This window comes from Pontibacter amylolyticus (assembly GCF_014638845.1).
Taxonomy (GTDB): domain Bacteria; phylum Bacteroidota; class Bacteroidia; order Cytophagales; family Hymenobacteraceae; genus Pontibacter; species Pontibacter amylolyticus.
This window is the reverse complement of the sequence record NZ_BMFP01000005.1, coordinates 320425-347294: the sequence shown is the minus strand read 5'-3', so window position 1 is coordinate 347294 and position 26870 is coordinate 320425. Positions and strand designations below refer to the sequence as shown.

Here is a 26870-nt window from a genome sequence, read left to right as displayed (position 1 = left end):
TTAAAAAAGATCAGAACCAAATGAAAAAGATACTGCTACTGATGTGTGCCCTTGCCAGCTTCATAAGTTGCCAGAAGCCGGCGGCTACCTCCGACACACCGCTTATACCTGAAGGTATAACCTTTCTGTCGCGGGAGGAGTGGGACGCCAAGGACCCTGTGCTGCCCATGCGGCCGCACAAACTGACGAGGCTGACCATCCACCACACCGGCGTGCCGCAACTGTTTGACCGTAGCCTGGCTGACAAGCTGCGCAACCTGCAGAAATTCTCGCAGGAGGATAGTCCCCTGGCGGATGGCCGCATGAAACCGGCCTGGGCGGATGTGCCTTATCACCTGTATGTGGATGTCAACGGGGCAGTAGGGGAGGCGCGGGACCTGAATTACGCCGGCGACTCGAATACCAGTTACGACCCGGCCGGGCACCTGCTGGTGGTGGTAGAGGGTAACTTTGAGAAGGAGGCCATTACCGAGGCCCAGTTGAGGACGCTCGAGAAACTGGTGCCCGCTCTGGCCAAACGTTACGGTATACCCGCCGACAGCCTGGGCGCGCACAAGGATTTTGCTCAAACCACCTGTCCGGGGGCTGGGTTGTACTCGGAACTGCCCCGCTTCAGGCAACTAATTAACGCTAATTAGATACCGGGTATCGCCGCATGGTGCGGGTTTGTGCAGGTATAGCAGCCATTAATAAAGTATTAAAAACCCTGTTTTTGCGTGTTCTTGCCGGTTTATGAAAAAAACATGCTTAAAAATTTGGACTACTCGAATACGGTCACTATTTTTAACATAAATAAAGGGACAGTATTCGTTTTGCTCATGCGCTTTTGTGCGGTTTTCTGCGCTAGTTCTCCAAACAAGAGTCGCGTGAGCAGGATGGATACATTTTTAGTTTAGTCTTACTGAGTCCTTTTGTTTTACGAATGCCTTGAATCAATGAAAATACAAAGGTATGTAGCGTTCATCGCTCTATTGCTGGTTTCCAGTCTTTGCCAGGCACAATCTTTTCAGTTCGCCTTTGTATCCGATACCCATATCGGCAACCCCACCGCACAGGAAGACCTCGCGCGCACCATCGCCGACATCAATTCCAACCCCAGCCTTGAGTTCGTTGTCATTACCGGTGACATCACCGAATTTGGTTCTGATGAAGAACTGAAACTGGCCAAACAGATCTTTGATACGATTAAAAAGCCCTGGTACATTTTGCCCGGCAACCATGACACCAACTGGTCGGAGAGCGGCAGCAACAGCTTTCGGGTAGTTTTCGGGGCGGAGACGTTTGCCTTTACTCACAAAGGCTATCTCTTCGCTGGCACCGGTTCCGGCCCAAACATGCGCATGGGGCCTGGGCAGATTCCGCGTGAGAACATTGTGTGGCTCGACTCTGTGCTGAACCACCTGCCGGATCCCGAAATGCCGATCGTTTTCCTGAACCACTACCCGCAGGACTCTTCGCTCAACAACTGGTACGACGTGACTGACCGGCTGCGCGCCCGAAACACCCAACTCATTCTGCACGGCCACGGCCATGGCAACCGCAAGTTTAGCTACGATGGTATACCTGCCGTGATGGGCCGCTCTAACCTGCGGGCCAAGGAACCGATCGGTGGCTACAACATTGTAACCATTGCCGACGGGAAAGCTAGTTTTGAGACCCGCAAGCCAGGTATAGAAACCCTGCCGCAATGGCTGGAAGTGCCGCTGGTGAAGCATGATTTCGCCAACGACTCGACTAAACACCACCGCCCTTCTTTTGCCGTGAACGGGCTATACCCGAACGTGAAGTTGGTTTGGGAGTACCAGGACGATAGCGATGTGGGAGCCGGAACGACAGTTCATAAGAACCTGGTGATTGCCACCAACACCACCGGTCAGGTGTATGCGCTGGATAGCAAAACAGGGAAGCGCGAATGGACTTACCGCACCAACGGCAAGATTTACTCCACGCCAGCCGTAGCCAATGGCTATGTGGTGGTGGGCTCTTCTGATAACAACATTTACTGCCTCTCCGCCGCTACGGGCAAACTGGTCTGGAAATTTACAGCTAACCGGCCAGTGCTCGGCTCACCGCTGATCGAGAGGGGAATCGTCTACATCGGCGCTTCAGACGGCCACTTCCGTGCCTTAAGTCTCAAAAGCGGCAAGCTGCTGTGGGACTTTGATCAGGTCAATAACTTTGTGGTGAACAAGCCATTGCTGTACCAGGGCAAAGTGTACTTTGGCAGCTGGGGCAACGATTTTTACGCCCTTGATGCGAAAACGGGTCAGCTGGCCTGGAAATGGAGCAACGGCTCCAGCAATCGCATGTTCTCGCCGGCTGCCTGCTACCCGGTAGCCGCTAATGACCGTATTTTTATCGTAGCCCCCGATCGCTTCATGACTTCGCTTGATGCGAACACCGGCGAAGTGGTGTGGCGGGAGCAGATGAAAGAAGGCCGCGTGCGGGAATCAATGGGCATATCAACTGACGGCAAGCTGGTTTATGTCAAAACCATGGACGGACAGGTATACGGCGTTTCCACTTCGGCCGACGCCCTGCAGGTAGACTGGAAATCGTCGTTGCAGCTGCCTTACGAACTGGCCCCTTCGGCTATTGTCGAACACAATAAGGTCGTACTGGTGCCCTCGCACTCAGGTTTGGTCAGCGCGCTGGACCGCCAGAGCGGAGAGGTGCTTTGGAAATACAAAAGTTCAAACAGTCTCATGAACCCGGTAATGCCGCTTGGCAAAAACAGGGTGGTCGTGAGCACGATGGATGGGAAAATCGCCTGCCTGGAGTATGTGCCTGCCAAATAAGGTATAGCCACACAGGTATAGCGATTGATTTAGAAGGATTTATACTTACACAAAATGGAAATTACAACCGAGAAAGACTCGAATTATAACGACCTGGAAAAGATGTCGGTGAGGGAAGTGCTGGAGAACATCAACCGGGAAGACAAAAGCGTACCTCTTGCCGTAGAAAAGGCGCTCCCGCAAATAGAAAAACTAACTGAGATCGTAGCCGACCGCATGAAAAAAGGTGGTCGTCTGTTTTACATCGGCGCAGGCACCAGCGGCCGCCTGGGCGTGGTGGACGCCTCCGAGTGCCCGCCAACCTTCGGCGTGCCATTTGACATGGTGGTAGGCCTGATTGCCGGAGGTGACACAGCCATCCGCAAAGCGGTGGAGTTTGCCGAGGACGACGCAGAGCAAGCTTGGGAAGACCTAAAAGAATACGGTTTGGGTGAGCACGATGTGATTGTAGGACTTGCTGCCTCCGGCACAACACCTTATGTGATCGGCGGTCTGCGCATGGCCAACGAATATGGGCTGGCAACCGGCTGCATTGTGTGCAACTCCGGCAGCCCGGTGGCCGCAGAGGCGCAGTACCCGGTAGAAGTGGTGGTAGGACCTGAGTTCGTGACAGGCAGCACCCGCATGAAAGCCGGCACTGCCCAAAAGCTGGTACTCAACATGCTCAGCACCGCAGTGATGATCCAGCTTGGCCGCGTGCGTGGCAACAAGATGGTAGATATGCAATTGACCAACCACAAGCTTTACCATCGCGGCGTGCGCATGGTGATGGCGGAAACCGGTGCCGATGAAGCGACCGCATCTGCCTTGCTTGAGAAGCACGGTAGTGTGCGGAAGGCAGTAGCGAGTGTGTTTGTGTCGAAGTAGGGTTTTGCCTTCTTGCCTGAAAGCTTCTGGAAAACACTGCCCCCGCTCGCGTCCCGCGAGTGTGCGATATACAGCGGGCTCTGGCCACGTGAGGAGAAGTTTTTGTTAGTGTAGAGGCGGTTGTTGCAGGTATAGCAAACTTTATTGTTTTATAGCTTCGCCTGTGCGGCGGGCAAGTGGTGCGGCAGTTGCAGGTATAGCAACCTGTTCTGCTTTGTAGTTTGCCCTGGCCGGGCGGGCCCTACTTTTTTTCTTGATAAAAAAAGTAGGCAAAAAAATCAAGACGATTTTAAACTCGCTGACCGCTCAGACACAAAATCGTCAAGTGTGCACCGGGCTGATGCTATTTGTTTCATGGCTTCCGGGGCAAGTTTGTCTTGCTATACCTGCCAGTGGTCTGTGCTACAAAACATATACCTATAAAATGGCAATTCCAGATTCCCCGCCTTAGACAAGGAGGGGTTAGGGGTGGTTAGACCCGGTATTTGCAAAAGAAAACTACAACTCTTTTACCTGTGAAATGGCAGCGGCTGAAAAATTCCCTCTTGAGAGGGGCAGGGGTGTGTTAATCATGCACAGAATACTGAAGCGACAATGCCTATACCTGTTGAAAGGCAGTAGCCAAACAGTCCCCCTTGGAAGTAGTGCCCCTCGACAAAGAAAGGGGCAGGGGAATGACAATCGTGCACGAGCATCCTGGGAATCCTCGAATCCTGATCCAGACATTCTATAGCAGGGTTAAAACGAAGCTGAAACCAAACAACATTGCCGCCATTTCGGCAAAACTTAGTAACTTACACACATGTGCGGAAGCGCAAGGAATAGGCAGGAGTGCAGATTTCCTCCTTTCGCGAATGAATAATTAACGTATTATGTCGCCAATTATCCTTCTCTCTTTCCTGATCGGCTATTTTGCGGTGCTGATAGGTATATCCTACTACACTTCGCGGGGAGCGTCAGACAACTCCAGTTTCTTCATCGCCAACCGTAACTCGAAGTGGTACTTCGTGGCCTTCGGGATGATTGGTACCGCTTTATCGGGCGTGACCTTCATCTCCGTGCCGGGAGCGGTCGTCAACAGTAGTTTTGGCTACTTCCAGTTTGTGCTCGGCAACACCGTGGGCTTCATCCTGATCGCTTTTGTGCTCCTGCCGCTCTACTACCGCATGAACCTGATCTCGATCTATACCTACCTGGAGAAACGCTTCGGCTACTGGAGCTATAAGACAGGCGCCATGATCTTTCTGGTGTCGCGCACCATCGGCTCGGCTTTCCGCCTGTACCTGGTGGCCATCGTGCTGCAGCGCTTCATCTTCGATGCCTGGAATGTGCCCTTTGTGGCCACCGTGGCAATATGCCTTGTCCTCATCTGGCTCTATACCCACAAGGGCGGCCTGAAGACGATCGTGATCACCGATACGCTGCAGACCGTGTTCATCATCGGGTCTGTTATCTTTTCCATCATCTTCATCGCCAACAGCCTCGACCTGAACGTTGTGCAGACTTTTGAAGCCGTGAAGAACAGCTCCTACTCCAAGATGTTCTTCTGGGAAGATTTCATGGGCTCCAAGAGCCACTTCCTGAAGCATTTCATCGGCGGTATTTTCGTGACCATCGCCATGACCGGTCTGGACCAGGACCTGATGCAGAAGAACCTGAGCTGTAAGAACATCGGCGAGGCCCAGAAGAACATGCTATCCTTTACGGGTGTGTTCGTTTCGATCAACATCTTCTTCCTGAGTGTGGGCGCCCTGTTGTACATGTATGCCGAGGCCAATGGCATCGACGTAGCGGCGCTGGCAACGCCGGACCACCTGTTCCCCGAGATTGCCCTGAACCACATGGCCATGGTACCGGCCATCATCTTTATGCTGGGCCTGACGGCAGCTACTTTCGCCACCACCGACTCTGCGCTGACAGCGCTTACGACCTCTTTCTGCGTGGACTTCCTGAACTTCACTAAAAAAGAAAACCACGACGATGTGAAGCTGATCCGTACCCGTCACCTGGTGCACGTTGGTTTTTCGGTGGTGATGTTGCTGGTAATTCTCGTGTTCAGAATCATCAACGACGACTCAGTGGTGAACGCCATCTTCAAGGCGGCCGGCTATACCTATGGTCCGCTGCTGGGCTTGTTTGCTTTCGGTATGGCTAACAAACGTGCCGTGGCCGACAAACTGGTGCCTTACATCTGTATCGTTTCGCCAATCCTAACCTATGTTCTGGACTCCAACTCAATGGAGTGGACTGGTTATGCTATGGGTTTTGAGCTCATTGTGCTGAACGCCGCGATTACGTTCATCCTGTTGCTGGCGACAAGCTCAAAGGGCGGTGGCGTATTGATGGATGCCCTGAAAGATGCCGAAAGAGGCACCAAAGTAAAACAGACTACTTATTAAGATACTACCTTCTATGGACACAGCATTGCTTTTGGAGAGCATATTGCCAAAAGCGCGCATACGGGCACGCATGATCGATGTCGTGTCCTACGCTTCCGACGCTGGCTTCTATTACCTAAGGCCAAAGGCTGTGGTGCAGCCGGTGTCAGTGGAGGAGATCAAACAGCTATTTGTTTTTTCGCACCAGCACAAGGTGCCGCTGACTTTCCGCACGGCCGGCACCAGCCTTTCGGGACAGTCTATAACAGACGGTATACTCGTAGACTTAAGCCAGTACTGGAACAAGGTGCAGGTAGAGCAGGAGGGAGCACAGGTACGGGTGCAGCCCGGTGTGATCGGAGCCATCGTGAACGCGCACCTGCGCCCGTACAAGCGTAAAATAGGGCCCGACCCGGCCAGCATCAACTCGGCTATGATGGGCGGGATCCTCTCCAACAATGCCAGTGGCATGTGCTGCGGCGTGAGCAAGAACTCCTACCATACCACCCGATACATCAGCTTTGTGCTGCCGAATGGCCAGTGTTTTACCACCGAGAAGCAGATCGATTATTTGCGCTTCAGCGAGGAGTGCCCGGAGCTATACCTGACGCTGCATCAAATCAAGAAACAGATTCGCAGCAATCCGGAACTGCATTACCTGATCCGGCACAAGTACAAGACCAAGAACACGGTTGGCTACTCCGTCAACGCCTTCATCGACTACGAGCATCCGCTCGACATCATGGCGCATCTGCTGATCGGTGCGGAAGGCACGCTTGGCTTCATCGCTGAGGCTGTGCTGCAAACCGTACCCGATTATCCGGCTAAGTCGACTGCCTTACTATATTTCCCCGACATCTACGCCGCATGCCAGGCCATTGTGCCGCTGACAGAAGCGGGTGCTGAGGCAGTCGAGCTAATGGACCGGGCCTCGCTGCGCTCCATCGAGCACATGGCGGGCGTTCCGGCGGTTATCAAAACTTTGTCCGATACGGCAGCGGCTCTGCTGGTCGAGTTTCAGGCAAACACACACGAAGAGGTACAGGAGAAGATCCTGAAATTCATGGCGCTGGCACCTGAGCTGGCTTTGCTGGAGCAACCTGTCTTTACAACCGATCCGATCGAACAGGCTTTCCTGTGGAAAGTACGCAAAGGCATGTTCCCGGCTGTGGGAGCGGTGCGGGCCAGCGGCAGCACAGTGTTGCTCGAAGACATTGCCGTGCCGGTGGCGCAGCTTGGCGACGCCATCCTCGACCTGCAGGAGCTCTTCCGCAAACATGCCTACCACAACGCCATTATCTTCGGCCACGCCAAGGACGGCAACATTCACTTTGTAGTGACACAGGCCTTTGATACACCGGCCGAAGTCGCCCGCTACGACCGATTCCTGAAAGAAGTGGTGAAGCTGGTGGTGAAAAAATACGAAGGCGCCCTGAAGGCTGAGCATGGTACGGGCCGTAACATGGCGCCATTTGTGGAGACGGAGTGGGGGCCGGAGGTATACCGCATCATGAAGACCCTCAAGCAGGTCGTTGATCCGGAGAACCTGCTCAACCCCGGTGTGATCATCAACCACGACCAAAACGCCCACATCCAAAACCTGAAGGAACTGCCGAAGGTGGAAGAGGAAGTGGATCGCTGCATGGAGTGTGGCTTCTGCGAACACAAATGCCCGAGCCGAAACCTTACACTCACGCCACGCCAACGCATTGTGGTGCGGCGGGAACTCCTTAATCTGCAACGCAAAGGAAAGAGAAAAGAGCACAAAGAGCTGCTCAGCCAATATCAGTACGATGGCCTGGATACCTGCGCGGTAGACGGCATGTGTGCCACCGCCTGTCCGGTAGACATCAACACCGGCGACCTGGTGAAGCGCCTGCGGCGCGAGAACCACAGCCAGATGGCTAACCAGGTGGCGCTGATGGTGGCGAAGAATTTCAAACCTGTTGCTGCCACCGTGAAGTTTGGTCTGCAGGCAGGGGCGGGTGTCAACAAACTTTTAGGCGCCAATACGCTCTCCAGACTGACGGAAGAGGTGAAGGACATGATCCCCTCTTTCCCGCTCTGGACCAAGCAGCTGGCACCGGCACCAGGTATAGCCAAGTCGATGGCCAACGCGACGGCGCCTGTGGCAGAGGCAACCGTGGTCTACTTCCCGACCTGCATTTCCCGCACCATGGGCGCTGCCGAGTCGGGCAAGAAAAACATTATCGACACCTTCAAAAGCGTTTCGGACAAGGTAGGGCTGAAGTTTATGATTCCGGAGAATGTAACAGGTGCCTGCTGCGGACAGATTTTTTCTTCGAAAGGGTATAGCCAGGCCTATGCCTATACCGCCAACGAAACAATAGAGAAGGTATGGCAGTGGACCGACAAAGGTCGCCTGCCGCTGGTGCTCGACATTACTTCCTGTACTCAGACCTTGCAGAGCTGCCGCCCGGTGCTCACTGCTGGGAACAAGCAAAAGTTCGATAATATCAAGATCATAGACAGCATCGACTACATCGCCGACTTCATCCTGCCGAAAGCCAACGTGCAGCGCAAGAAAGCCAATGTGGTGCTGCACCCGGTTTGCTCTTTGCAGAAGATGGGGCTGGAAGGGCGTTTTGTAAGTATAGCCAGACAGTTGGCCGAGGAAGTAACCGTGCCTATGCACGCGGGTTGCTGCGGCATGGCCGGCGACCGTGGCTTCTTAGTGCCAGAACTCACCGCCTCTGCCACAGCACCGGAGGCTGCCGAGGTGAAACAACGCGAGTACGACGGGTATTACTCTTCCGGCAAGACCTGCGAAATGGCGATGACGGAAGCGGTTGGCCGCAACTACGAGTCGATTGTTTATCTGTTGGATGAGTGTTTATAGTTAAGAAGCAAGTCCAGAAAACACCAGCGCCCGCTTCAGTTAGGAGCGGGCGCTGGTGTTTTCATTTCTCTTTTGTAGCTGTAAGTAGTAGCCGCTTAAGTATCTTGTTAGTGGCTATTATTTCTTGCTATACATTTCTGTGACAGTAATCAATTCATCGGGCTCTACGTCTTCAAAATCCCAACCGTACTCTTTTTCTGTTAAGGTAATCTGCAAGGTCATTGAATCACCTGAATAATCTACAACTTTGTAGTTCATTGGATGAATTGATATGTCTGCAATTGGAGCAAGCTCGAGGTTATGCTCATTCAAAGACCATTTTCCTGTAACATAATTCCTTTGGAAAACATTATCCTTTTTCAGAAGCAGCCAAGTCGAGGTGCTAATGTCTTCCTGTAACTTTCCTTTCACATAAATACTCTTCGACTGCCAGTCACCGGTCAAATCAACCGGGCTTATAGAGTTATCCTTACATGAGTTGAAGAAAAGAACGCTACTCATTAAGATGGCCAATCGGATAGTCTTCATGATTTTAAGATTAAGGTTATTGTTCAGGAAAACACTTAAACCGCCTCAACCACCGCTGCATACTCTTTTAAGCACGTATCAGAAGGTCTCAGATCCGTCACCAGGTAGTGGATCGAGTTAAGGTCGCATATTTTCATGTTTTGATCGGACCCGAGTTTTTCGGCGATGCTCATGATGGCAGTTTTCTTGGCGGAGCGGATCATGGCTTTCTTTACCTGCACTACTTCCCAGTCGGAGTCGGTAAGGCCGTCTTCTACGGAGAGGGAGTTGGTGCCGAGGATGCAGAGATCCACTTTGATCTCGGAGAGCTGGTTAACCACCTGCGCGCCGATCATGATGTGGGAGTTCTTGGAGAGCTGGCCGCCCAGCAAAATCACGTTGATGTTAGGACGCTCGGCCAGTTCCAGCGCAACCAGCGGACTAACCGTAAAGAAGGTGCAACGCAGGGTGTCGGGTATCATGCGGGCCACTTCAATCATGGTAGTGCCGCCGCCTACCAGCACACTCATGCCATCTTTCAAAAGGTCAATCACCTTGCGGGCGATCTCTTTTTTCGACTCCTTGGCATATACCTCCGACTGGCTGAACGGGTAATGGAAAGACTTTGACAAGGCGCCACCGTGTACCTTCAGAATCTGACCGCTTTCAGCCAGCTCGTTCAGGTCTCTTCTAACGGTATCTTCCGACACGTTGAGCTTCAAACTCAAATCCGATGAAAGCACCTTGTTGTGCAGATTGATCTGCTTGATGATAAAAGCCTGCCGTTCCTCCTTAAGCATTCTGGTCGTGTTTAATCTTCGAAAACCAAATATAGATTTTTTTCTGAAATATGTAGGATGATGTAGGCACTGAATTTTGTAGGAGAGTTTACAGTTTTACTAAACTCCGGTTCTAAAAAATAGGCGATGGCGTTTTGGGAACGCTTGCCATCCCCCTGCCCCTTCTTCGTCGAGGGCCCCTATACCCAAGGGGGACTTTCGCAGTTGTAATACTCTCCTTCAGGTGTAATTTAGAGGAAAGAAGTTGTTAACGAATCGACAAAGCTTATACCTGCTGATCGGTAATAACAAAAGAGTCCCCCTTTGAAAGGGGCAGGGGGATGACTACTCTGTGCGTACCTTTCTTCCTCTTGGGGATGGGACCCTCGAAATAAAGTAGCCAGGCCAGGGTTAACAAAAAAAGCCTGCCCCGGTTAAGGAACAGGCTTTTTGACTCAGGTATAAGGTATACCTAAACCTTCACATAGATCTTTTTCTTATCCATCCAGAATCCGATCACCCACATCACCAGCATATAGGCCAGGGCGAAGAGGAGGGAAGCGGTTTCTCCCTCTGTCCAGCTCAGGAAAAGTTTTGTATAGAGCCACTTCTGGAGGCTCATATCACCGATGCGGATAAAGTTGAGGAGCTTGATCACCAGCGTCGCAAAGGCGAAGATGAACAACGGGTTCTTGCCGAATGCCTCGAAGAAGTAAGACCACTTCGCAAAGCCCAGCACTTCAATCACCAGCATCAGGCCGGCGATCAGCATCACGCTCAGACCAACGGAGTGCAGCACATAAGAACTTGTCCAGATTGGCTTGTTGATCGGGAAATAGATATCCCAAACCAATGCCATGGCCACCAGTGCGGCGCCTGCCAGCATCAGCTTGAAGACAGTGTTTAGGCTGTTGCCGCTTTTCTGGATGAATAGACCGGCAAAGTAACCGGCTATCACGTTCACGGTGGCGGGAAGCGTGCTCAGCAATCCTTCCGGATCGAACGGTATGCCAAAGCCTTTGTAGAGGTTGGTTTCAGGTATGATCAGATCGTCGAACTTGCGGGCGGCATTGCCGGCAAGGCTATACGGATCAGCGGAGTCGCCGAAGAAGTACATTACAGCCCAGTAACCAAACAGCACGACCACACTGAAAATAGCGGCCCCCTTGAATTTGAGGTAATGCACGGCCAGCGAAGCGATGAAATAGCACAGAGCTATACGCTGCAGCACGCCCATGATACGAACCGCTGTGAAATCTTTCATGACGATAACCCCTTCTGTCCGTGTGATAAACGGAAAGAGATTGAGGAACAGGCCGATCAGGAAAATAAGGACCGTGCGCTTGAACACTTTGCGCAGGAACACGCTGTCGGGTTGCCTTTCGAACTTGCGCATGCTAAAGCTCATGGCGTTGCCCACCACAAACAGGAAGGACGGGAACACCAGGTCAGTCACGGTGAAGCCGTGCCAGGCAGCGTGCTTGAAAGGCGCATAAATGCTGCCCCAGCTGCCGGGGTTGTTCACCACGATCATCAGCGCGATGGTGAGGCCGCGGAGCACATCCAGGGAAAGGTAGCGCTCGTAGGTTTTCGGACGCAGCAAGCCGTCGTCGGTCAAAGAAGGTGCTGTAGATAGTTTAGTCATCGGAGTGCATTTAAGGTATAGCGATGATTAAGGTATAGCGATGATGCTACAATGTACAAAAAGGGAGCCGCCCCATTTGGCTCGGGACGGCTATACCTTATATGATTAATTCACAGATGCCTTTGCCGGCTGTTTCTCCTTGCTCTTGCCCATGGCGTCGTACACCACTTGCAGCACACCGGTGCGGGTATTGAGTTTGCTCAGCTTGTTGTTCTCGCGGGTCGGGTTCACGCGGTTGCTCAGGAACACGTACACCAGGTTATTCACCGGGTCAACCCAGGTATAGGTGCCCGTGAAACCGGAGTGACCGAAGCTCTCTACCGGAGCACTTGGCGCGGCATTGCTGTTTGGCGCGCCTGGTTTGGCCGGACGGTCAAAGCCGAGGGCGCGGTAGTTGCCCTGCTCACAGAACTGGCATTTGCTGTAGTCCTTCACCACGTTCTCGGCGATGTAGCGCTTATTGGCATACTGGCCGTCGTTCAGGTATAGCTGCATCAGTTTGGCTACATCGTTGGAGTTGCCGAACAGACCCGCGTGGCCGCTCAAACCGCCCAGCATGGCAGCGCCTTCGTCGTGCACCGTGCCGTGCAGGAGTTGCTTGCGGAAGTGCGGCTCAAACTCAGTCGGCACAATGCGCGACAATGGGTAGTCTTTGTAAGGGTTAAACGTCAAGGTAGTAGCGCCCAGTGGCTTGTAGATGGAGTTTTGCAGGTAGGTCTCGAAACCTACGCCTGTGATGTTCTCCACTACTTTCGGTGCCAGAATGAACGACAGGTCGCTGTATACGTATCCCGGCTTCTCGTTCAGCGGCGACTCTAGGATCTCCTTGTAGATCTTGTCCGCATACTTGCGGTGGATGTATAGGTTATCCGCCACTTTGATCGGGAAGCGGGCCGAAGAATCGGCCTTGAAGGTGCGCCACTTGAAGTTTCCGTTTTTCTTCACGGTCTCTTTCCAGAACGGAATCCAGGACTTGAGGCGGGCCTGGTGCGTGAGGATGTCGCGGTAGTTGAGGTCGGCTTTGTTGGTGCCGGCAGCCATTGGCAAGTAAGTGCCGAGCGTTTGGTTCTCATCAAAGCGGCCTTCTCCTTTCAGGCGCATCAGCGCCGCCATGGAAGTGCTGATCTTCGTCACCGAAGCCAGGTCGTACAGGTCATCTACACGCACCGGCTGCTCTTTGTCGTAGGTATGGAAACCGAAGGCTCTGTGGTAGATCACCTTGCCGTCTTTTGCCACGAGTACCTGTGCACCCGGAGCAGCTTCTTCGCGAATCGCCTGGTGCACGAGCGAGTCTATACCTGCCAGATCCTGTGACTTTATACCTACCGCCTCCGGCATGGAGTAGGCCAGGCGAACACCACCATGGGTCAGCAGGCCGTCACCGATCTTGAAAGAATTGCTCACGGTTACCGGTAACTTGCCGGTGGCTCCTATACCTCCGAAGATCATCTGCGAAACAAGGTCCTGCGTAACGGCATTTTCCTGGTAAGCGGCAATCACAGCGTCTGCTTTGTTGAGGCTCTCCATCTCGGCGAGGCTATACACGTTGCCAAACACGCTCACGATGGTTTTCTTATTACGGATCAACTCCTTGAGGAACAGGTTCATCTCGGCGGTGATGCCGAAATTGCTGCTACCTGCCTTCAGTTGCAGCGCATGCACACCCGCAATGATCAGGTTGTAGTCCTTCAGCTTCTCCTTCATGGCCTGTAGCTCTTCAATAGAGTTGGTTGGCTTCAGGAAGAAAGTGTCTACCTGGGTATAACGGGCCAGGTCACGCTGGAAAGAGGTCTCTTTCGTAGTGCCAATTGCCAGTGCGGCTACCTTTAAGGTATCGAGGGTCTGGATCGGCAGGATGTGGTTTTTGTTGCGCAGCAGGGTAAGCGAAGCCTCGGTCAGCTGGCGGTTCAGGTACTGTGCGTGCGGGTTGTTGAGGTCGGCGATCAGGTTTTTCGTTTCGATCGGTTCCCATTTGTCGAGGCCCACCCATTGCTTGGCGGCCAATACTTTGCGCACACGTGCGTCGATCTCAGCCTGTGTGATCTCTTTGTTGGCGATGGCTTTCTTTACTTCCTGGATGGTGGTTTTTACATCCATCGTATTCAGCATCACGTCGTTACCAGCTACTAGGGCCTTCACGTCCACAACGCCCGGAGGGTAGAACTTGGCCACACCCTGCATGTTGAGGGCGTCGGTAAACACGAGTCCTTTGTAGTTGAGCTCGTTCTTGAGCAGGTCCGTTACGATCGGCTTCGACAGGGTAGAGGCCAGGTTTGGCGTGTTGTCGAGCACCGGGATGTTCATGTGCGCCACCATCACGCTGCCCAGACCTTTGTCCATAAGCGCGCGGAAAGGGTGCAGCTCGGTAGAGTCGAGGCGGATGCGGGAGAAGTTGATCAGCGGTAGCCCGTAGTGCGAGTCCACGTTGGTGTCGCCGTGGCCCGGGAAGTGCTTGGCGCTGGCAAGCACGCGGTTGTCCTGCATGCCCTTCATGTACGCCAGTGACTTGCTGGCCACGTTATACTTGTCTTCGCCGAAAGATCGGAAGCCGATCACCGGGTTGTTGGCGTTGTTGTTGATGTCCACGGTAGGAGCAAAGTTCACGTGCACCCCCAATCTCTGGCATTGGCGGGCGATCTCGGCACCCATCTCGTAGATCAGGCGCTCATTGTCGATACCGCCCAAAGCCATCTGGTAAGGAAAACGGATGGTGCTGTCGAGGCGCATGGCCAGACCCCACTCCCCGTCGATGGAGATCATCAGCGGCACTTTGCTTTCCTGCTGGTAGCGGTTGGTCATCTTAGCCTGACGCACCGGACCACCTTGGAAGAAAATCATCCCACCCACTTTATAGGTCTTCACGATGTTGCTGATCGAGTCGATGTGCGCCTGGTTTTTGTTGGAGTACACCGGGATCGAGATCAACTGGGCGATCCGTTCTTCAGGCGTCAGGGTCTTCATGACAGAGTCGACCCAGCGGCTGTTGGTGTACTGCAGGAAGTCGGCGTCGCGGCCCGGCGTATAGCTAGGGGCTGTCGCTTTTTTGGCAGTGGCCTTTCCTGTTTTTGCTTTGTTGGACTGGCCTTGCAGGTTGTTTGTGCCGAAAATCAGCAGCAAAACAAGGGCCATCGAGAGATAATAGGATGGTTTCAAGGTGATATAGGTTTATTTACTATCAGATACACTGCAATTTAATAGTTTTCAGGTATAAGTATTTTTATTTGCGGTAATTTTTTAAATTCCTGCAAATAAAAGCAATATTAGGGGCGTGGAGTAAGTAAGTAATCAGTACCAAATATACGATGTTATGGCGGGTATACCTATAGCGTGTTCGATCAGGGTGTGAGGATGTGGTTTATGCCTGCCTGTACTTGGTTAGAGTCGGTATATCTCGGATCGGGTATATTCCTTTTTGTCTGAATCAGGATTTTCAGAATTAAGGGATTTACAGGATTTTCACAGATGCCGGGTCCAACCACCCCTGCCGCTCCTTATCTAAGGAGGGGAGTCTGTTTCTGCTAGTGCCAGGTATAAGCGCTGTTGCTTTTGCAAATACTCTCACGCACCGTTGGCAGGTATAGCAAGAGTAACTTGCACGCTGGCAATGAAACAAACAGCATCAGCCAAGTGCATAAACGACGATTTTGTGTTGGGGGAAGGGGCCCTCGACAAAGAGCGGTCAGCGAGTTTAAAAACGTCTTGATTTTTTTGTCCCGAAAGCTTTCGGGATGCCCGCCGCACAGGCGAAGCAATGAAACAAATAAGGTTAGCTATAGATAAACTGCCGCTACGCCAGTTACAAACTGGCCACTTAGGCAATCACATTTACGCTGACGCTGAGCTAGCGACATCATAAACCAACAGGTATAGCCAAATTGATTTTATATATTTACTGAATAAGTAAACAAGGCATGAAACGAATTTTTACTCAAGCACTTACGCTATTACTAGGCTGCGGTCTGCTGGCGAGCTGTGCCACAAACCCCTACGCCGCTACTAACAAATCGTATAAAAAACAGGCTAAAGCCTACGCCAAATCGCTGCGGGCTATACCTGCGGCCCCAACCGGCGAGCATACCTACCCGCAAGGCGATTATTGGGTGGGTACCACCAACTTCAACCTGCGCAAGCCCAACTTCGTGATCATTCACCACACAGCGCAGAACTCTACCGAGCATACCCTGAAAACCTTCACCATGCCTAAAACCAGTGTGAGTTCGCATTACGTGATCGGGCGCGACGGCAAAGTTTACCAGATGCTGCATGACCACATGCGCGCCTGGCACGGCGGCAACAGCAGGTGGGGCAGCAACACCGACCTCAACTCTTCTTCCATAGGTATAGAGCTCGACAACAACGGCTCCGAGCCCTTCCCGGAGGAGATGATCACCAGCCTGATCGCGGTGTTGGGCAAGCTCAAAAAAGAGCACGGTATACCCGCCGAAAATTTCATCGGCCACGCCGACATTGCCCCGGTGCGCAAAGTAGACCCAAGCCCGCTGTTCCCCTGGAAGACGCTGGCTGACAATGGATTTGGTTTGTGGTTCGATGAGGATGTGCTGGAAAAAGAACTAGTGCTACGCGAAGTTCCTGTAGGCGGTGAGAAAGACGCTTCGCCTTTGCTGGTGATGGAGACAGTGCCAAAGTATACGCTGCCCGAGCACTTCAACCCGCTCGACGCGCTGCGCATTATTGGCTATGATGTGCGCAATCCGGAGGCTGCCGTGCGTGCTTTCAAGATTCACTTCATCCAGAATGATGTAAACAGCCCGCTGACGGAGGACGAGAAGCTGATACTTTATAACCTGTATCAGAAGTATTTGTAAATTGGTATACTAAACTGACGATCCTTGACTATGACCAAACCCTTTCTCACCCGCTATACCTTAAAACTTATACCCTGCCTCAGTCTGCTCTTCCTGCTTGGCTGTAGCGCTGCCAAACCTGTGGCGGAAGCGCCTGCGCCTTATGGACCGGCGGAGATCCAGCGGCAGGTGATGGAGGTGGCGGCTTTGCAGAAAAGCTTTGTGGGCTTTGTGTTGTATGACCCGGAACTGGGCAAGGCGGTGGTGGAGCACAATGCCGATAAATACTTTGTGCCGGCTTCCAATACCAAGCTCTTTACCTTTTATGCGGCTTCCAAGATGCTGGGCGACTCCATCCCTGCGCTCAAGTACGTAGCCAAAGGCGACTCGCTGATCTTCTGGGGCACCGGCGATCCGACCTTCACGCACATGGACCTGCAGAACAACATCGCCTACGATTTCCTGAAGAACCGCAAGGAGAAACTCTACTACATCGAGGCACCCATGACCAGCACGCCCTTCGCCACCAACTGGGGCTGGGACGACTACAACTACTACTACCAACCGGAGCGCAGCCCTTTCCCAATCCACGGCAACATCGTGAAATTCAAGAAAGACAGCACCACGGCCTATTCCACTACGCCTGTCTTTTTCAAAAAGCACGTGAAACCGGATACCACCAAGAGCGCGCACCGCGATACCTTCCGCAGGGCGTGGCGTGCGAACGACATTGCTTACAACCCGAAACGTGCTTCGATCTCCTTCTCGCAGGAAGTGCCTTTTATCACTTCGCCCGAGCTGACGGTGCAGCTATTGGCCGACACGCTGAAACGCCCGGTTAAACTGGTGAAGCGCCCTATACCTGCCGGTGGCCAGGTGCTTTACGGACTGCCGGCTGATTCTGTGTTCAAGCGCATGCTGCAGGTGAGCGACAATCTGATGGCTGAGCAATTGATGATGCTAAGCTCCGGCACTTTTTCTGATACACTTTCGGTTGAGCGGGCCATCAAGTACGCCGTGCAAAATTACTTATCTGACCTGCCAGACGCGCCAGTTTGGATCGACGGTTCGGGCCTTTCTTCCATGAACATGTTCACGCCACGCAGCATCATCGCGCTTCTGCAGAAAATGCATGCCGAGCGGCCGAAAGAGAAGTTGCTGCCTATGCTGGCCGTAGGCGGCAGACCCGGTACTTTCCGGACTATCTACAAGGCGGAGATACCTTTCGTTTTTGGCAAATCTGGCACGCTAGCGCACGTACACAACCAAAGTGGCTATATTATCACCAAAAGTGGTAAGCTCTTGATGTACAGCTTTATGAATAATAACTTTAAAACGTCGTCCGCTGAGATAAGAAGCGCTATGGAGCGTATCATGACGGAGGTGCATGAGAAGTATTAAGAACCTTTATACGGAGGCTATTTCGGATTTATCAATCCGAAATCTAACTGTTGCGGATTTGTAATCCGCGTTTGTGGGAATGCTGGGAATAGGAAATTCCCAGCAGCTAACTTCCGGATTGATAAATCCGGAAAAGCGATATGCCTTTAAACACACGTGGCGGGACGCTGCTAAGTAACCCACACTCACGGGACACGAGCGAGGGCAGTTAAATAGTTTAAAAACAACAACCAACAATCAGCAATAAACAATCAACCATGAAACTAACGATACGCTCCTTTGACCTGCCGCTGCGGCATACCTTCACTATTTCCTACGACTCACGCGATGTGCAGCCAACCATGATCGTGGAGCTGCAGCACGGCGAGCACAAGGGCTACGGTGAGGCGACCAGCAATCCCTACTACGGCTTCACCATCGAGAGCATGACCGCTGCGCTCGAAAGCATCCGCGAGAAAATCGAGTCGACCGAGCTGACCTCGCCGGAGGAATTCTGGGCGCAGATGCAGCCGCATCTGACGAACCATCCCTTTGCCCTCTGCGCACTGGACCTGGCTGCCAACGACCTGTTCGGCAAGATGAAAGGCCAGCCGCTCTACAAAATCTGGGGGCTGGAAGCGAAGAACATGCCGCTTACCAACTATACCATCGGCATCGCCTCCATCGAAAACATGGTGAAAAAGCTGCAGGAAATGCCGTGGCCGCTGTACAAAATCAAGTTGGGTACGAAAGAAGACGTGGCCATCATCAAAGAGCTGCGCAAGCACACGGATGCTATTTTCCGCGTGGACGCCAACTGCGCCTGGGGTGTGGAAGAGACGATCGAAAACTCAAAGCAACTGAAGGAGCTGGGCGTGCAGTTCATTGAGCAGCCGATGAAGGCCGACGACCTGGAAGGCATGAAGGAGGTATACAAGCGCTCCGAACTGCCTTTGATCGCTGACGAGAGTTGCATCACCGAAAGTGACGTAGCCAAGTGCCACGGCCTGTTCCATGGCGTGAACATCAAACTCACCAAATGCGGTGGCCTGACACCTGCCCGTCGCATGATCGCCGAAGCCAAGAGCCTGGGCATGAAAGTGATGGTAGGCTGCATGACCGAGTCCAGCGTAGGTATATCGGCCATCGCGCAACTGCTGCCGATGCTTGACTATGTGGACATGGACGGGGCCCTGCTGCTGAGCAAAGACATCGCTAAAGGCGTCACCATCGACTACGGCAAGGTGAGCTACAACGAAAGCGTAAACGGCACAGGCGTGACCCTGATCGCCTAATGGCCAACAAAGTATACACGGATCAGTTGCCGGGCCGCACCCTGGTAGTGGACGGGGAGGAGTTCCTGTTTTTCAGCGGGACCTCCTACCTGGGTATACCTGTGAACGAGGCATTCAGGCAGTGCGTGCTGGAAGGCATGGCCCGCTATGGCACCAACTATTCCAGTTCCCGCAACTCCAACCTGCAATTGCGTGTGTTCGAGGAGGTGGAGGAGTATCTGGCCAGGTATACAGGTGCCGAGGCGGCCTTTACCATGTCGTCGGGTTACCTGGCCGGACAGGCGCTGGTGCAGACCCTGCAGGGAAGCGGTCATTTTATCTACGCCCCCAACACACACCCGGCCCTCTGGCGCAGCACTGCCGACGAAGTCACCGGTGACTACGACGCCTGGGTTGGGCCGATGCTGCAACAAGTTAATAAAGCGGAGGAAAATCACATCATCCTGGTCTGCAACTCCCTCGATCCACTCAAAGCCCGCAACCACGGGTTCAGCTGGCTGAGTGCTTTACCTACTGATAAGCAGATCACACTGATCGTGGATGATTCGCATGGCTTCGGGGTGACGGGTGAGGACGGAGCAGGTGTGTTCGCGCAGCTAAAAGCACGTCTACAATCAAACGTGCGATTGGTCGTGGCCAGCTCCATGGGCAAGGCCCTGGGTATACCTGCCGGTGTGGTTTTAGGGGATAAAGACCTGGTTGACAGGCTGCGGCACAGCCACTATTTCGGGGGTGCATCCCCGGCTATACCAGCCTACCTGTACGCCTTCTTGAAATGCGAACCTGTGTTCAGTGAAGCCCGGCAGAAGCTGCTTGCGAACATCAGTTATTTCCTGGAGCATTTGGAGCGACCCGGGCAATTCAGTTACTTTGAAAGGTATCCGGTTTTTGGCGTGCGCGAACACCAGTTGGCGGCGTACCTGCAGGAACAAGGCGTGATCATCTCCAGCTTCCGCTACCCGACACCTGCCGATGATCCAATAACACGGGTTATTCTGAGCAGTGCGCACACGGAGCAGGATATTCAACGATTAACGAGATTGATCAATCAGTTTGCTCAGGTATAGGTTTTACCTGGCCAGCAGGGTCATTTGCTATGCGCGAACATCCACGCTCGTGGCTGCTATGGTGGGGCCAGAGGCCTCAGGTTAAGGTATAGCTAAGACAGCCGTGAAGGTATGCAAGGCCACAGGATGAGCTAGAGCCGGCGCGAAAAGCTCTTTTAACAAAAAGAAATTTATTTAAGACCACTACACCACTTCATGGAAGAAACCACTACCGCTACAGCACCCCTCATCACCAACGACGCCGTCGTGCTGGGCATACTTGTCGTTATACTGGCTATTATTTTCAAAACATCATCAAGCGAGCGCACCGTCTTCAAGAAATTCTACTCGGTGGTGCCCTCGCTTTTGCTATGTTACCTTATTCCAAGCTTACTAAACTCCCTCAACATCATCTCCGGCGAAACGTCAGCTTTGTACGGCATGGCCTCACGCTACCTGCTGCCGGCGAGCTTGGTGCTGTTCACCATCAGCCTCGATCTGAAAGAGATCTGGAAGCTGCGCCACAAAGCGGGACTTATGTTCATAACGGGCACCGTCGGCATTATTATCGGTGGCCCGCTTGCGATCCTCATTGTTTCCACGTTTGCGCCTGATATTGTAGGGGGAGCGGGACCTGACGCTGTTTGGCGCGGACTGACCACCATCGCGGGCAGCTGGATTGGCGGGGGTGCCAACCAGTTGGCGATGTACGAAGTTTTTCAGCCCAGCCCGAACCTGTTCTCCGCCGTGATCGCCGTGGACGTGATCGTGGCCAACATCTGGATGGCGGTGCTGCTGTACGGAGCGGGCAGGTCAGAGAAGATAGACGCTTTCTTCAAAGCAGACAGCTCGGCTGTGAATGAGCTGAAGAACAAAATCGAGCGCTACCGCAACAGCATCATGCGCGTGCCAACCATGCCCGATCTGATGCTGATAGGCGGTATAGGATTTGGCCTGACTGGCCTGGCGCACTTCTTTGCCGATATCATCGCGCCCTGGATTGAGGCCAATGCCCCGGGCTTAGCCCGCTTTAGCCTTACCTCCGGCTTCTTCTGGCTGGTAGTGCTGGCCACCACTTTTGGTATGCTGCTGTCCACCACAAAGGCCCGCAACCTGGAGGGAGCGGGTGCTTCGCGTATAGCCAGTATCTTCCTTTACATCCTGGTGGCTACCATTGGTATGCAGATGGACGTGACCGCTATCGTGAGTCAGCCGGGGCTGTTCCTGGTGGGCATCATCTGGATCTCTATGCACATGCTGTTGCTCTTTATTGTGGGTAAACTGGTTAAAGCGCCGTTCTTTTTCCTGGCGGTGGGCAGTCAGGCCAATGTGGGCGGGGCGGCTTCGGCTCCGATTGTGGCGGCCGCCTTCCATCCGGCACTGGCGCCGGTGGGTGTGTTGCTCGCGATACTGGGTTATGCCGTGGGCACCTATGGGGCTTACATTTCAGGTATACTCATGCAACTGGTGGCGCCACAGTAGCGAATTATTATAGAGCGATAAATGTTTAGTGAATAATGCTGCCTTCAGACCCGGTGCTGACGGTCGCTTAAAAACCGATACCATGATCAAGAAGAATCCTTTCGTGCTTTTGTTTTTGCTGGTGCTCGCTTCCTGTGCAGGCACACAAAGCACTCCCTCTGAAACCGCCACAGCGGCTAAGGCCGAAGCAGCTGTTTCCCCGGCCAAAACACACATCGATGCCGTGCGGCAACAGTTCGCGCCCGACAAGCGGGTGGCGCTGTTCGATGTAGAGCCCAAGGGTAATATGCTGCTGGGCGAGACCAATATGCCAGAAGCGAAAGCGGAATTGGTGAAGCGTCTGCAGGCAGCCAATGTGCCGTTCGTAGACAGTATACAGGTGTTGCCGGAAGCAGCTTTGGATGGCAAGCATTATGCTGTAGTCACGATTTCAGTAGCCAACATTCGCTCCAAGCCGACTCACTCCGCCGAACTGGCCACGCAGGCGACCATGGGCACTCCGCTGAAGGTATGGAAGAAGAAAGACGGCTGGTACCTAGTGCAGACCCCGGACCAGTACCTGTCCTGGGTGGATTATGGCGGCATCGCTTTGATGGACCAGACTACCTTCAACAAGTGGCAGCAGGGCAAGAAGCTGATCTACACCAAAACCTATGGCTTTGCCTATGCCAAAGCCGATAAAGCTACCACTACCGTGTCCGACATGGTGTACGGCGACGTGATGGTGCTGAAGAACAAGACAAAAGACTACTACGAAGTTAGCTTCCCGGACGGCCGCACTGGTTTTGTGTCTACAGCCGAAGCCATGGATTTCAAAGAATGGGTAGCTACCCGCAAACCGACCGAAGAAAACCTGGTGGCCTCCAGCAAGGAGATGCTCGGCATGCCCTACCTGTGGGGCGGCACTTCCGTGAAGGGGATGGACTGCAGCGGTTTTACCAAAACGATCTTCTTTATGAACGGACTTGTTTTGCCGCGTGATGCTTCGCAGCAGGTGCATATTGGCGAGTTGGTTAACACGGATAAGGGCTGGGATGAAATGCGTCCTGGCGACCTGTTGTTTTTTGGTGTGCCTGCCAAAGGCGGTAAGCCTGAGCGTGTGGTGCACGTAGGTATGTGGATCGGCGGAAACCAGGAGTTCATCCACTCTGCCGGTCGTGTGCGCATCAACAGCATGAACCCATCCGCCGAAAACCACGATGCTTCCGAACTTGCCCGCTTCCTGCGCGCCAAGCGGGTATCGCCGGAAGCTACGCTGGTGGATTTACGCGAAAAGCCGCTATATGAATAAGGTATAGCATTTATAAATGAAAAGGCAGTGGCGCAAGCTACTGCCTTTTTTATTGTCATTTCGACCAGCGGGAGAAAGCTGGGGTCTGTGTGGATGACGTGTTATGTCAGATTATTTTCGCCCTCGCTCGTGTCCTATGAGCTGAAGTTTTCAGGTTGACTCCAGGCGCTGTTAACTGTGCTGCTACAGGTATAGCGCAGAATCACCTCAATAGAACACTATGTTTCACTAAAAATTTTATCAAAAACTAATTATTCAATCAAAATTTGTGTTATCTAAAACAACTTTCATAAAAAATTAGTTAAAGTAACTTGCTTTTATACAGTTAATCCTCGTACTTTATATTATCACACCAAAACTGATAGCATGGGCGCATTTCTGGCGATGGAAGAAGGGTATCTGGAGAAACTGAACCACGTCGAGCGGAAAAAGCATCTTCAGAAAATCAAGATTGTGCGGCACCTGTATGTAAAGGGCGCCCGCTCCAATGCCGACATTTGCAACCGCTTCAGTATCAGTTCGCCAACCTCTATGGCTTTGCTCAACGAACTGATGGCCGAGGGATTGGTGGAGAAACAGGGCAGAGGCGAATCGGTGGGAGGGCGCAAGCCGGAGCTGTACGGACTGCGGAACAATTCGCTTTTCGTGCTGAGCATCGAAATGGAGAAGTTCAGTACCCGCATGGCCATTTTCGACGGCACGAACAACAACATCACCGGCACCCATACCTTTCCAGTGAATCTCTCAAAAGACCTTGGTGCTGTCGAAGAGCTCTACCAGTATGCCAACAGCCTGGTGCTTTCGGCAGGTATAGACGCGGATAAACTGATGGGCATCGGGTTGAGTATGCCGGGTCTGGTGTCATCCAGAGAAGGAGACAGCTATACCTATCTGCTCACCGGTCAGGACAAAACGCCCCTGCAGGATCTGCTGGCGCTCAAGTTCGACAAGCCGGTATACATCCAGAACGACGTCAAAAGCATCACCCTGGCCGAGTACCGCTTTGGGGCGGCGCAGGGCAAGCGCGATGTGCTGGTCCTCACACTGGATTGGGGAATCGGCCTGGGCATCATCCTGGACGGGAAGCTGCGGCTGGGCGCCTCGGGGTTTGCGGGCGAATTTGGTCACATTCCGTTTATAGAAAATGGCGTGCTGTGCCACTGCGGCAAGCGCGGCTGTCTGGAGACAGTAGCATCCGGAAGTGCGCTGGCACGCATGGCCCGCGAAGGACTACAGGCCGGGCAGGACACCTTGCTGAAAGCGCTTTCGGGGCAGGAATCGGAGAAAATCGAACCACAGGCCATCATTCAGGCTGCTCACGAAGGGGATCAGTACGCGATCAACATACTCGCCGAAACAGGCCGCAACCTGGGCAAAGGCATTGCCATGCTGATTCAGCTGTTCAACCCGGAGCTGATCATTATCGGGGGTAAAATGGCCGAAGCCCGGCAGTACCTCACCACCCCGATCCAGCAATCCATCAACACCTACTGCATGACGCAGCTGCGCGAGCGCACTGAAATAGCGCTGTCGAAGCTGGGGGCGCAGGCAGGTATACTGGGGCCGGTGGCCACGGTGATGGAGCGCATTTTCGAACACCGCATGGAATCAACGAAATAACAGAACAACGAAACACAACATCACTTTATAGCACAAAGAAAATGGCACGATTAAATCTTCTGGAAGAAACCCGTTTTGAAAAGCTTCCGGTAACCGTTTACTCCGATGAATATATCGCTTCCGTAAAGGTGGCGCAGCGTATCGCGGAGTTAATCCGATACAAACAGGGTCGCAATGAAAAGGCTGTGCTCGGTCTGGCCACTGGTGCCACACCCGTGAAGGTATACTCCGAGCTGGTGCGCCTGCACCGCGAGGAAGGCCTGAGCTTCCGCAATGTGATCACCTTTAACCTGGACGAGTACTACCCGATGCAGCCGACGGCCGTGCAGAGCTACGTGACGTTCATGAACGAGAATCTCTTCGACCACATTGACATCAACCGAAACAATATCCACATACCGGATGGCACCCTGCCGCTGGAGAAAATACACGATTACTGCCTGGACTACGAGCGCAAAATTGAGTCGGTGGGCGGCCTAGACCTGCAGCTGCTGGGCATCGGTCGTACGGGCCACATCGGTTTCAACGAGCCGGGCTCTGCGCCCAACTCCGGAACGCGCCTGGTAACGCTCGACGACCTGACCCGCCGCGACGCTTCCCGCGACTTCGGTGGCAAGGAGAACGTGCCGCGCAAAGCCATCACCATGGGCATCGGCACCATTTTCAAAGCCCGCGAGATCATCCTGATGGCCTGGAGCGGCAAGAAAGCATCCATCATCAAGAAAGCGGTGGAAGGCGAAATATCTGGCGACGTGCCGGCCACTTACCTGCAGCTGTCTGACAACGTGGAGTTTGTACTGGACCAGGATGCGGCGTCAGAGCTAACACGCTTCGACACGCCATGGTTGGTGAAAGACTGCGTTTGGGATGATTCCCAGATCAAGAAGGCGGTGATATGGCTGTCGCAGACGGTGAAGAAGCCGATCCTGAAGCTGACCGAGGAGGACTACAACAACCACGGCATGGCCCAGCTGATCACAGAGAAAGGCACGGCTTACGAAATCAATATCGATATCTTCAACAAACTGCAGAGCACCATCACCGGCTGGCCGGGTGGCAAGCCGAACGCCGACGACAGACGTCGTCCGGAGCGTGCCGAGCCTGCCCGCAAGCGCGTGGTGATTTTCTCGCCGCACCCGGATGACGATGTGATCTCGATGGGTGGTACGTTCATCCGCCTGGTAGATCAAGGGCACGACGTGCACGTGGCCTACCAGACCTCCGGCAACACGGCCGTGTGGGACGATGACGTGCTGCGCTACATGGAGTTTGCCATCGACTTTAACCGGAGCATCGGGCAGGAGAGCGATCATCTGGAGGGCATCTACGACAACATGCGCAGCTTCCTAGAGAACAAGCAGCCCAACCAGCTCGACACCCAGGAAATACGCGATGTGAAAGGCTTTATCCGCAAGAGCGAGGCCATTGCCGGTGCCCGTTACGCTGGTCTGGACGATGACCACATCCACTTCATGGCATTGCCATTCTACGAAACGGGCAAAACCGTGAAAAAACCGGTGACCGACATCGACGTGGAGCTGACCATAGAGTTGCTGCAGAAAGTGAAGCCGCACCAAGTGTTTGCCGCCGGCGACTTTGCCGATCCGCACGGCACACACATCGTTTGCTTCAACATCGTGCTGGCTGCCCTCAACCGTCTGCGTGAAACCGAAGAGTGGGCACAGGACTGCTGGCTGTGGATGTACCGCGGCGCCTGGCACGAGTTTGCCACTCACGAAATCGAAATGGCCGTGCCGCTGTCGCCGCAGGAAGTGCAGCGCAAGCGCAACGCCATCTTCAAGCACCAGTCGCAGAAAGACTATCCGGTGTTCCCGGGCGACGATGCACGCGAGTTCTGGGTACGTGCCGAAGAGCGCAACCGCGAGACCGCCAAGAGCTACGATGACCTGGGCCTTGCCAACTACGAGGCCATGGAGGCTTTCGTGAGGTGGAAATTCTAGCCTAGACAAAAAGCAGCTAAAACGGAGCAAATTGCTTAGCTTTGTTTTAGCTGCTTTTTTATTTGTCTGGGTTTTTAAAATTGACCCTGATTTAACCTAAGGCAGGACCTGTTACAATTTGTTTTGTCATCCTGTAAGTTGAAAAATCCCGAACTG

The 26870-nt window shown here is 53.3% G+C and carries 17 protein-coding genes; 13 read left to right on the top strand and 4 right to left on the bottom strand.

The genetic code is table 11. The features are described 5' to 3' along the window. Positions 1-20 precede the first annotated feature (20 nt). The 5 genes from IEV97_RS14420 to IEV97_RS14400 all read left to right on the top strand — a co-directional run bounded on the left by IEV97_RS14420 (position 21) and on the right by IEV97_RS14400 (position 8903). Complete coding sequence (locus IEV97_RS14420; RefSeq protein ID WP_188502182.1) at positions 21-638, top strand: peptidoglycan recognition protein family protein; 618 nt, start codon at positions 21-23, stop codon at positions 636-638. A gap of 297 nt (positions 639-935) precedes the next feature. Next, entirely contained in the window at positions 936-2798 is a 1863-nt protein-coding gene (locus IEV97_RS14415; protein WP_188502181.1) for an outer membrane protein assembly factor BamB family protein, read from the top strand. A 54-nt stretch (positions 2799-2852) separates the two neighbouring features. Next, positions 2853-3665, top strand: coding sequence for an N-acetylmuramic acid 6-phosphate etherase (murQ, locus tag IEV97_RS14410; protein ID WP_188502180.1), 813 nt, complete (start codon positions 2853-2855; stop codon positions 3663-3665). 872 nt (positions 3666-4537) lie between these two features. Continuing rightward, positions 4538-6064, top strand: coding sequence for a sodium:solute symporter (locus IEV97_RS14405; protein WP_188502179.1), 1527 nt, complete (start codon positions 4538-4540; stop codon positions 6062-6064). 13 nt (positions 6065-6077) lie between these two features. Further along, positions 6078-8903, top strand: a complete 2826-nt coding sequence (locus tag IEV97_RS14400) for an FAD-binding and (Fe-S)-binding domain-containing protein (protein WP_188502178.1) — start codon at positions 6078-6080, stop codon at positions 8901-8903. A gap of 117 nt (positions 8904-9020) precedes the next feature. Here IEV97_RS14400 and IEV97_RS14395 read toward each other — a convergent pair whose 3' ends face one another. From IEV97_RS14395 to IEV97_RS14380, 4 genes are all read right to left on the bottom strand, one after another. Continuing rightward, on the bottom strand, positions 9021-9431 hold the full coding sequence (locus tag IEV97_RS14395; protein ID WP_188502177.1) for an SPRY domain-containing protein: 411 nt from the start codon (positions 9429-9431) through the stop codon (positions 9021-9023). Positions 9432-9466: 35 nt separating this feature from the next. Then, positions 9467-10210, bottom strand: coding sequence for a DeoR/GlpR family DNA-binding transcription regulator (locus tag IEV97_RS14390; protein WP_188502176.1), 744 nt, complete (start codon positions 10208-10210; stop codon positions 9467-9469). A 451-nt stretch (positions 10211-10661) separates the two neighbouring features. Then, positions 10662-11834 (bottom strand): acyltransferase family protein, encoded by a 1173-nt coding sequence (locus tag IEV97_RS14385; protein WP_188502175.1) that lies wholly within the window; start codon positions 11832-11834, stop codon positions 10662-10664. 105 nt (positions 11835-11939) lie between these two features. Then, a complete protein-coding gene (locus IEV97_RS14380) occupies positions 11940-14987 on the bottom strand; it encodes a serine hydrolase domain-containing protein (RefSeq protein WP_188502174.1) in 3048 nt (1015 codons plus the stop codon). Between the two features lie 758 nt (positions 14988-15745). On the opposite strand from IEV97_RS14380, the gene IEV97_RS14375 reads away from it, so the two are divergent. From IEV97_RS14375 to nagB, 8 genes are all read left to right on the top strand, one after another. Then, a complete protein-coding gene (locus tag IEV97_RS14375) occupies positions 15746-16660 on the top strand; it encodes an N-acetylmuramoyl-L-alanine amidase (RefSeq protein WP_188502173.1) in 915 nt (304 codons plus the stop codon). A 30-nt stretch (positions 16661-16690) separates the two neighbouring features. Then, positions 16691-18040: a D-alanyl-D-alanine carboxypeptidase/D-alanyl-D-alanine-endopeptidase gene (locus IEV97_RS14370; protein ID WP_188502172.1), complete on the top strand. Its 1350-nt coding sequence runs from the start codon at positions 16691-16693 to the stop codon at positions 18038-18040. Positions 18041-18297: 257 nt separating this feature from the next. Continuing rightward, positions 18298-19314, top strand: a complete 1017-nt coding sequence (locus tag IEV97_RS14365) for a dipeptide epimerase (protein WP_188502171.1) — start codon at positions 18298-18300, stop codon at positions 19312-19314. Next, positions 19314-20381, top strand: a complete 1068-nt coding sequence (locus tag IEV97_RS14360; RefSeq protein ID WP_188502170.1) for an aminotransferase class I/II-fold pyridoxal phosphate-dependent enzyme — start codon at positions 19314-19316, stop codon at positions 20379-20381. Before IEV97_RS14365 ends, IEV97_RS14360 begins: the two co-directional genes overlap by 1 nt. A 195-nt stretch (positions 20382-20576) precedes the next feature. Beyond that, positions 20577-21842 (top strand): DUF819 family protein, encoded by a 1266-nt coding sequence (locus IEV97_RS14355; protein WP_188502169.1) that lies wholly within the window; start codon positions 20577-20579, stop codon positions 21840-21842. Positions 21843-21924: 82 nt separating this feature from the next. Then, positions 21925-23133 carry a C40 family peptidase gene (locus IEV97_RS14350; protein WP_188502168.1) on the top strand — a complete coding sequence of 403 codons (1209 nt, stop codon included), beginning with the start codon at positions 21925-21927 and terminating at the stop codon, positions 23131-23133. Positions 23134-23499: 366 nt separating this feature from the next. After that, the gene (locus tag IEV97_RS14345; RefSeq protein WP_188502167.1) at positions 23500-24753 is read left to right on the top strand and encodes an ROK family transcriptional regulator; all 1254 of its coding nucleotides are present in this window, start codon (positions 23500-23502) and stop codon (positions 24751-24753) included. Beyond that, on the top strand, positions 24750-26714 hold the full coding sequence (gene nagB / locus IEV97_RS14340) for a glucosamine-6-phosphate deaminase (RefSeq protein ID WP_262890301.1): 1965 nt from the start codon (positions 24750-24752) through the stop codon (positions 26712-26714). Before IEV97_RS14345 ends, nagB begins: the two co-directional genes overlap by 4 nt. Positions 26715-26870: the final 156 nt, after the last annotated feature.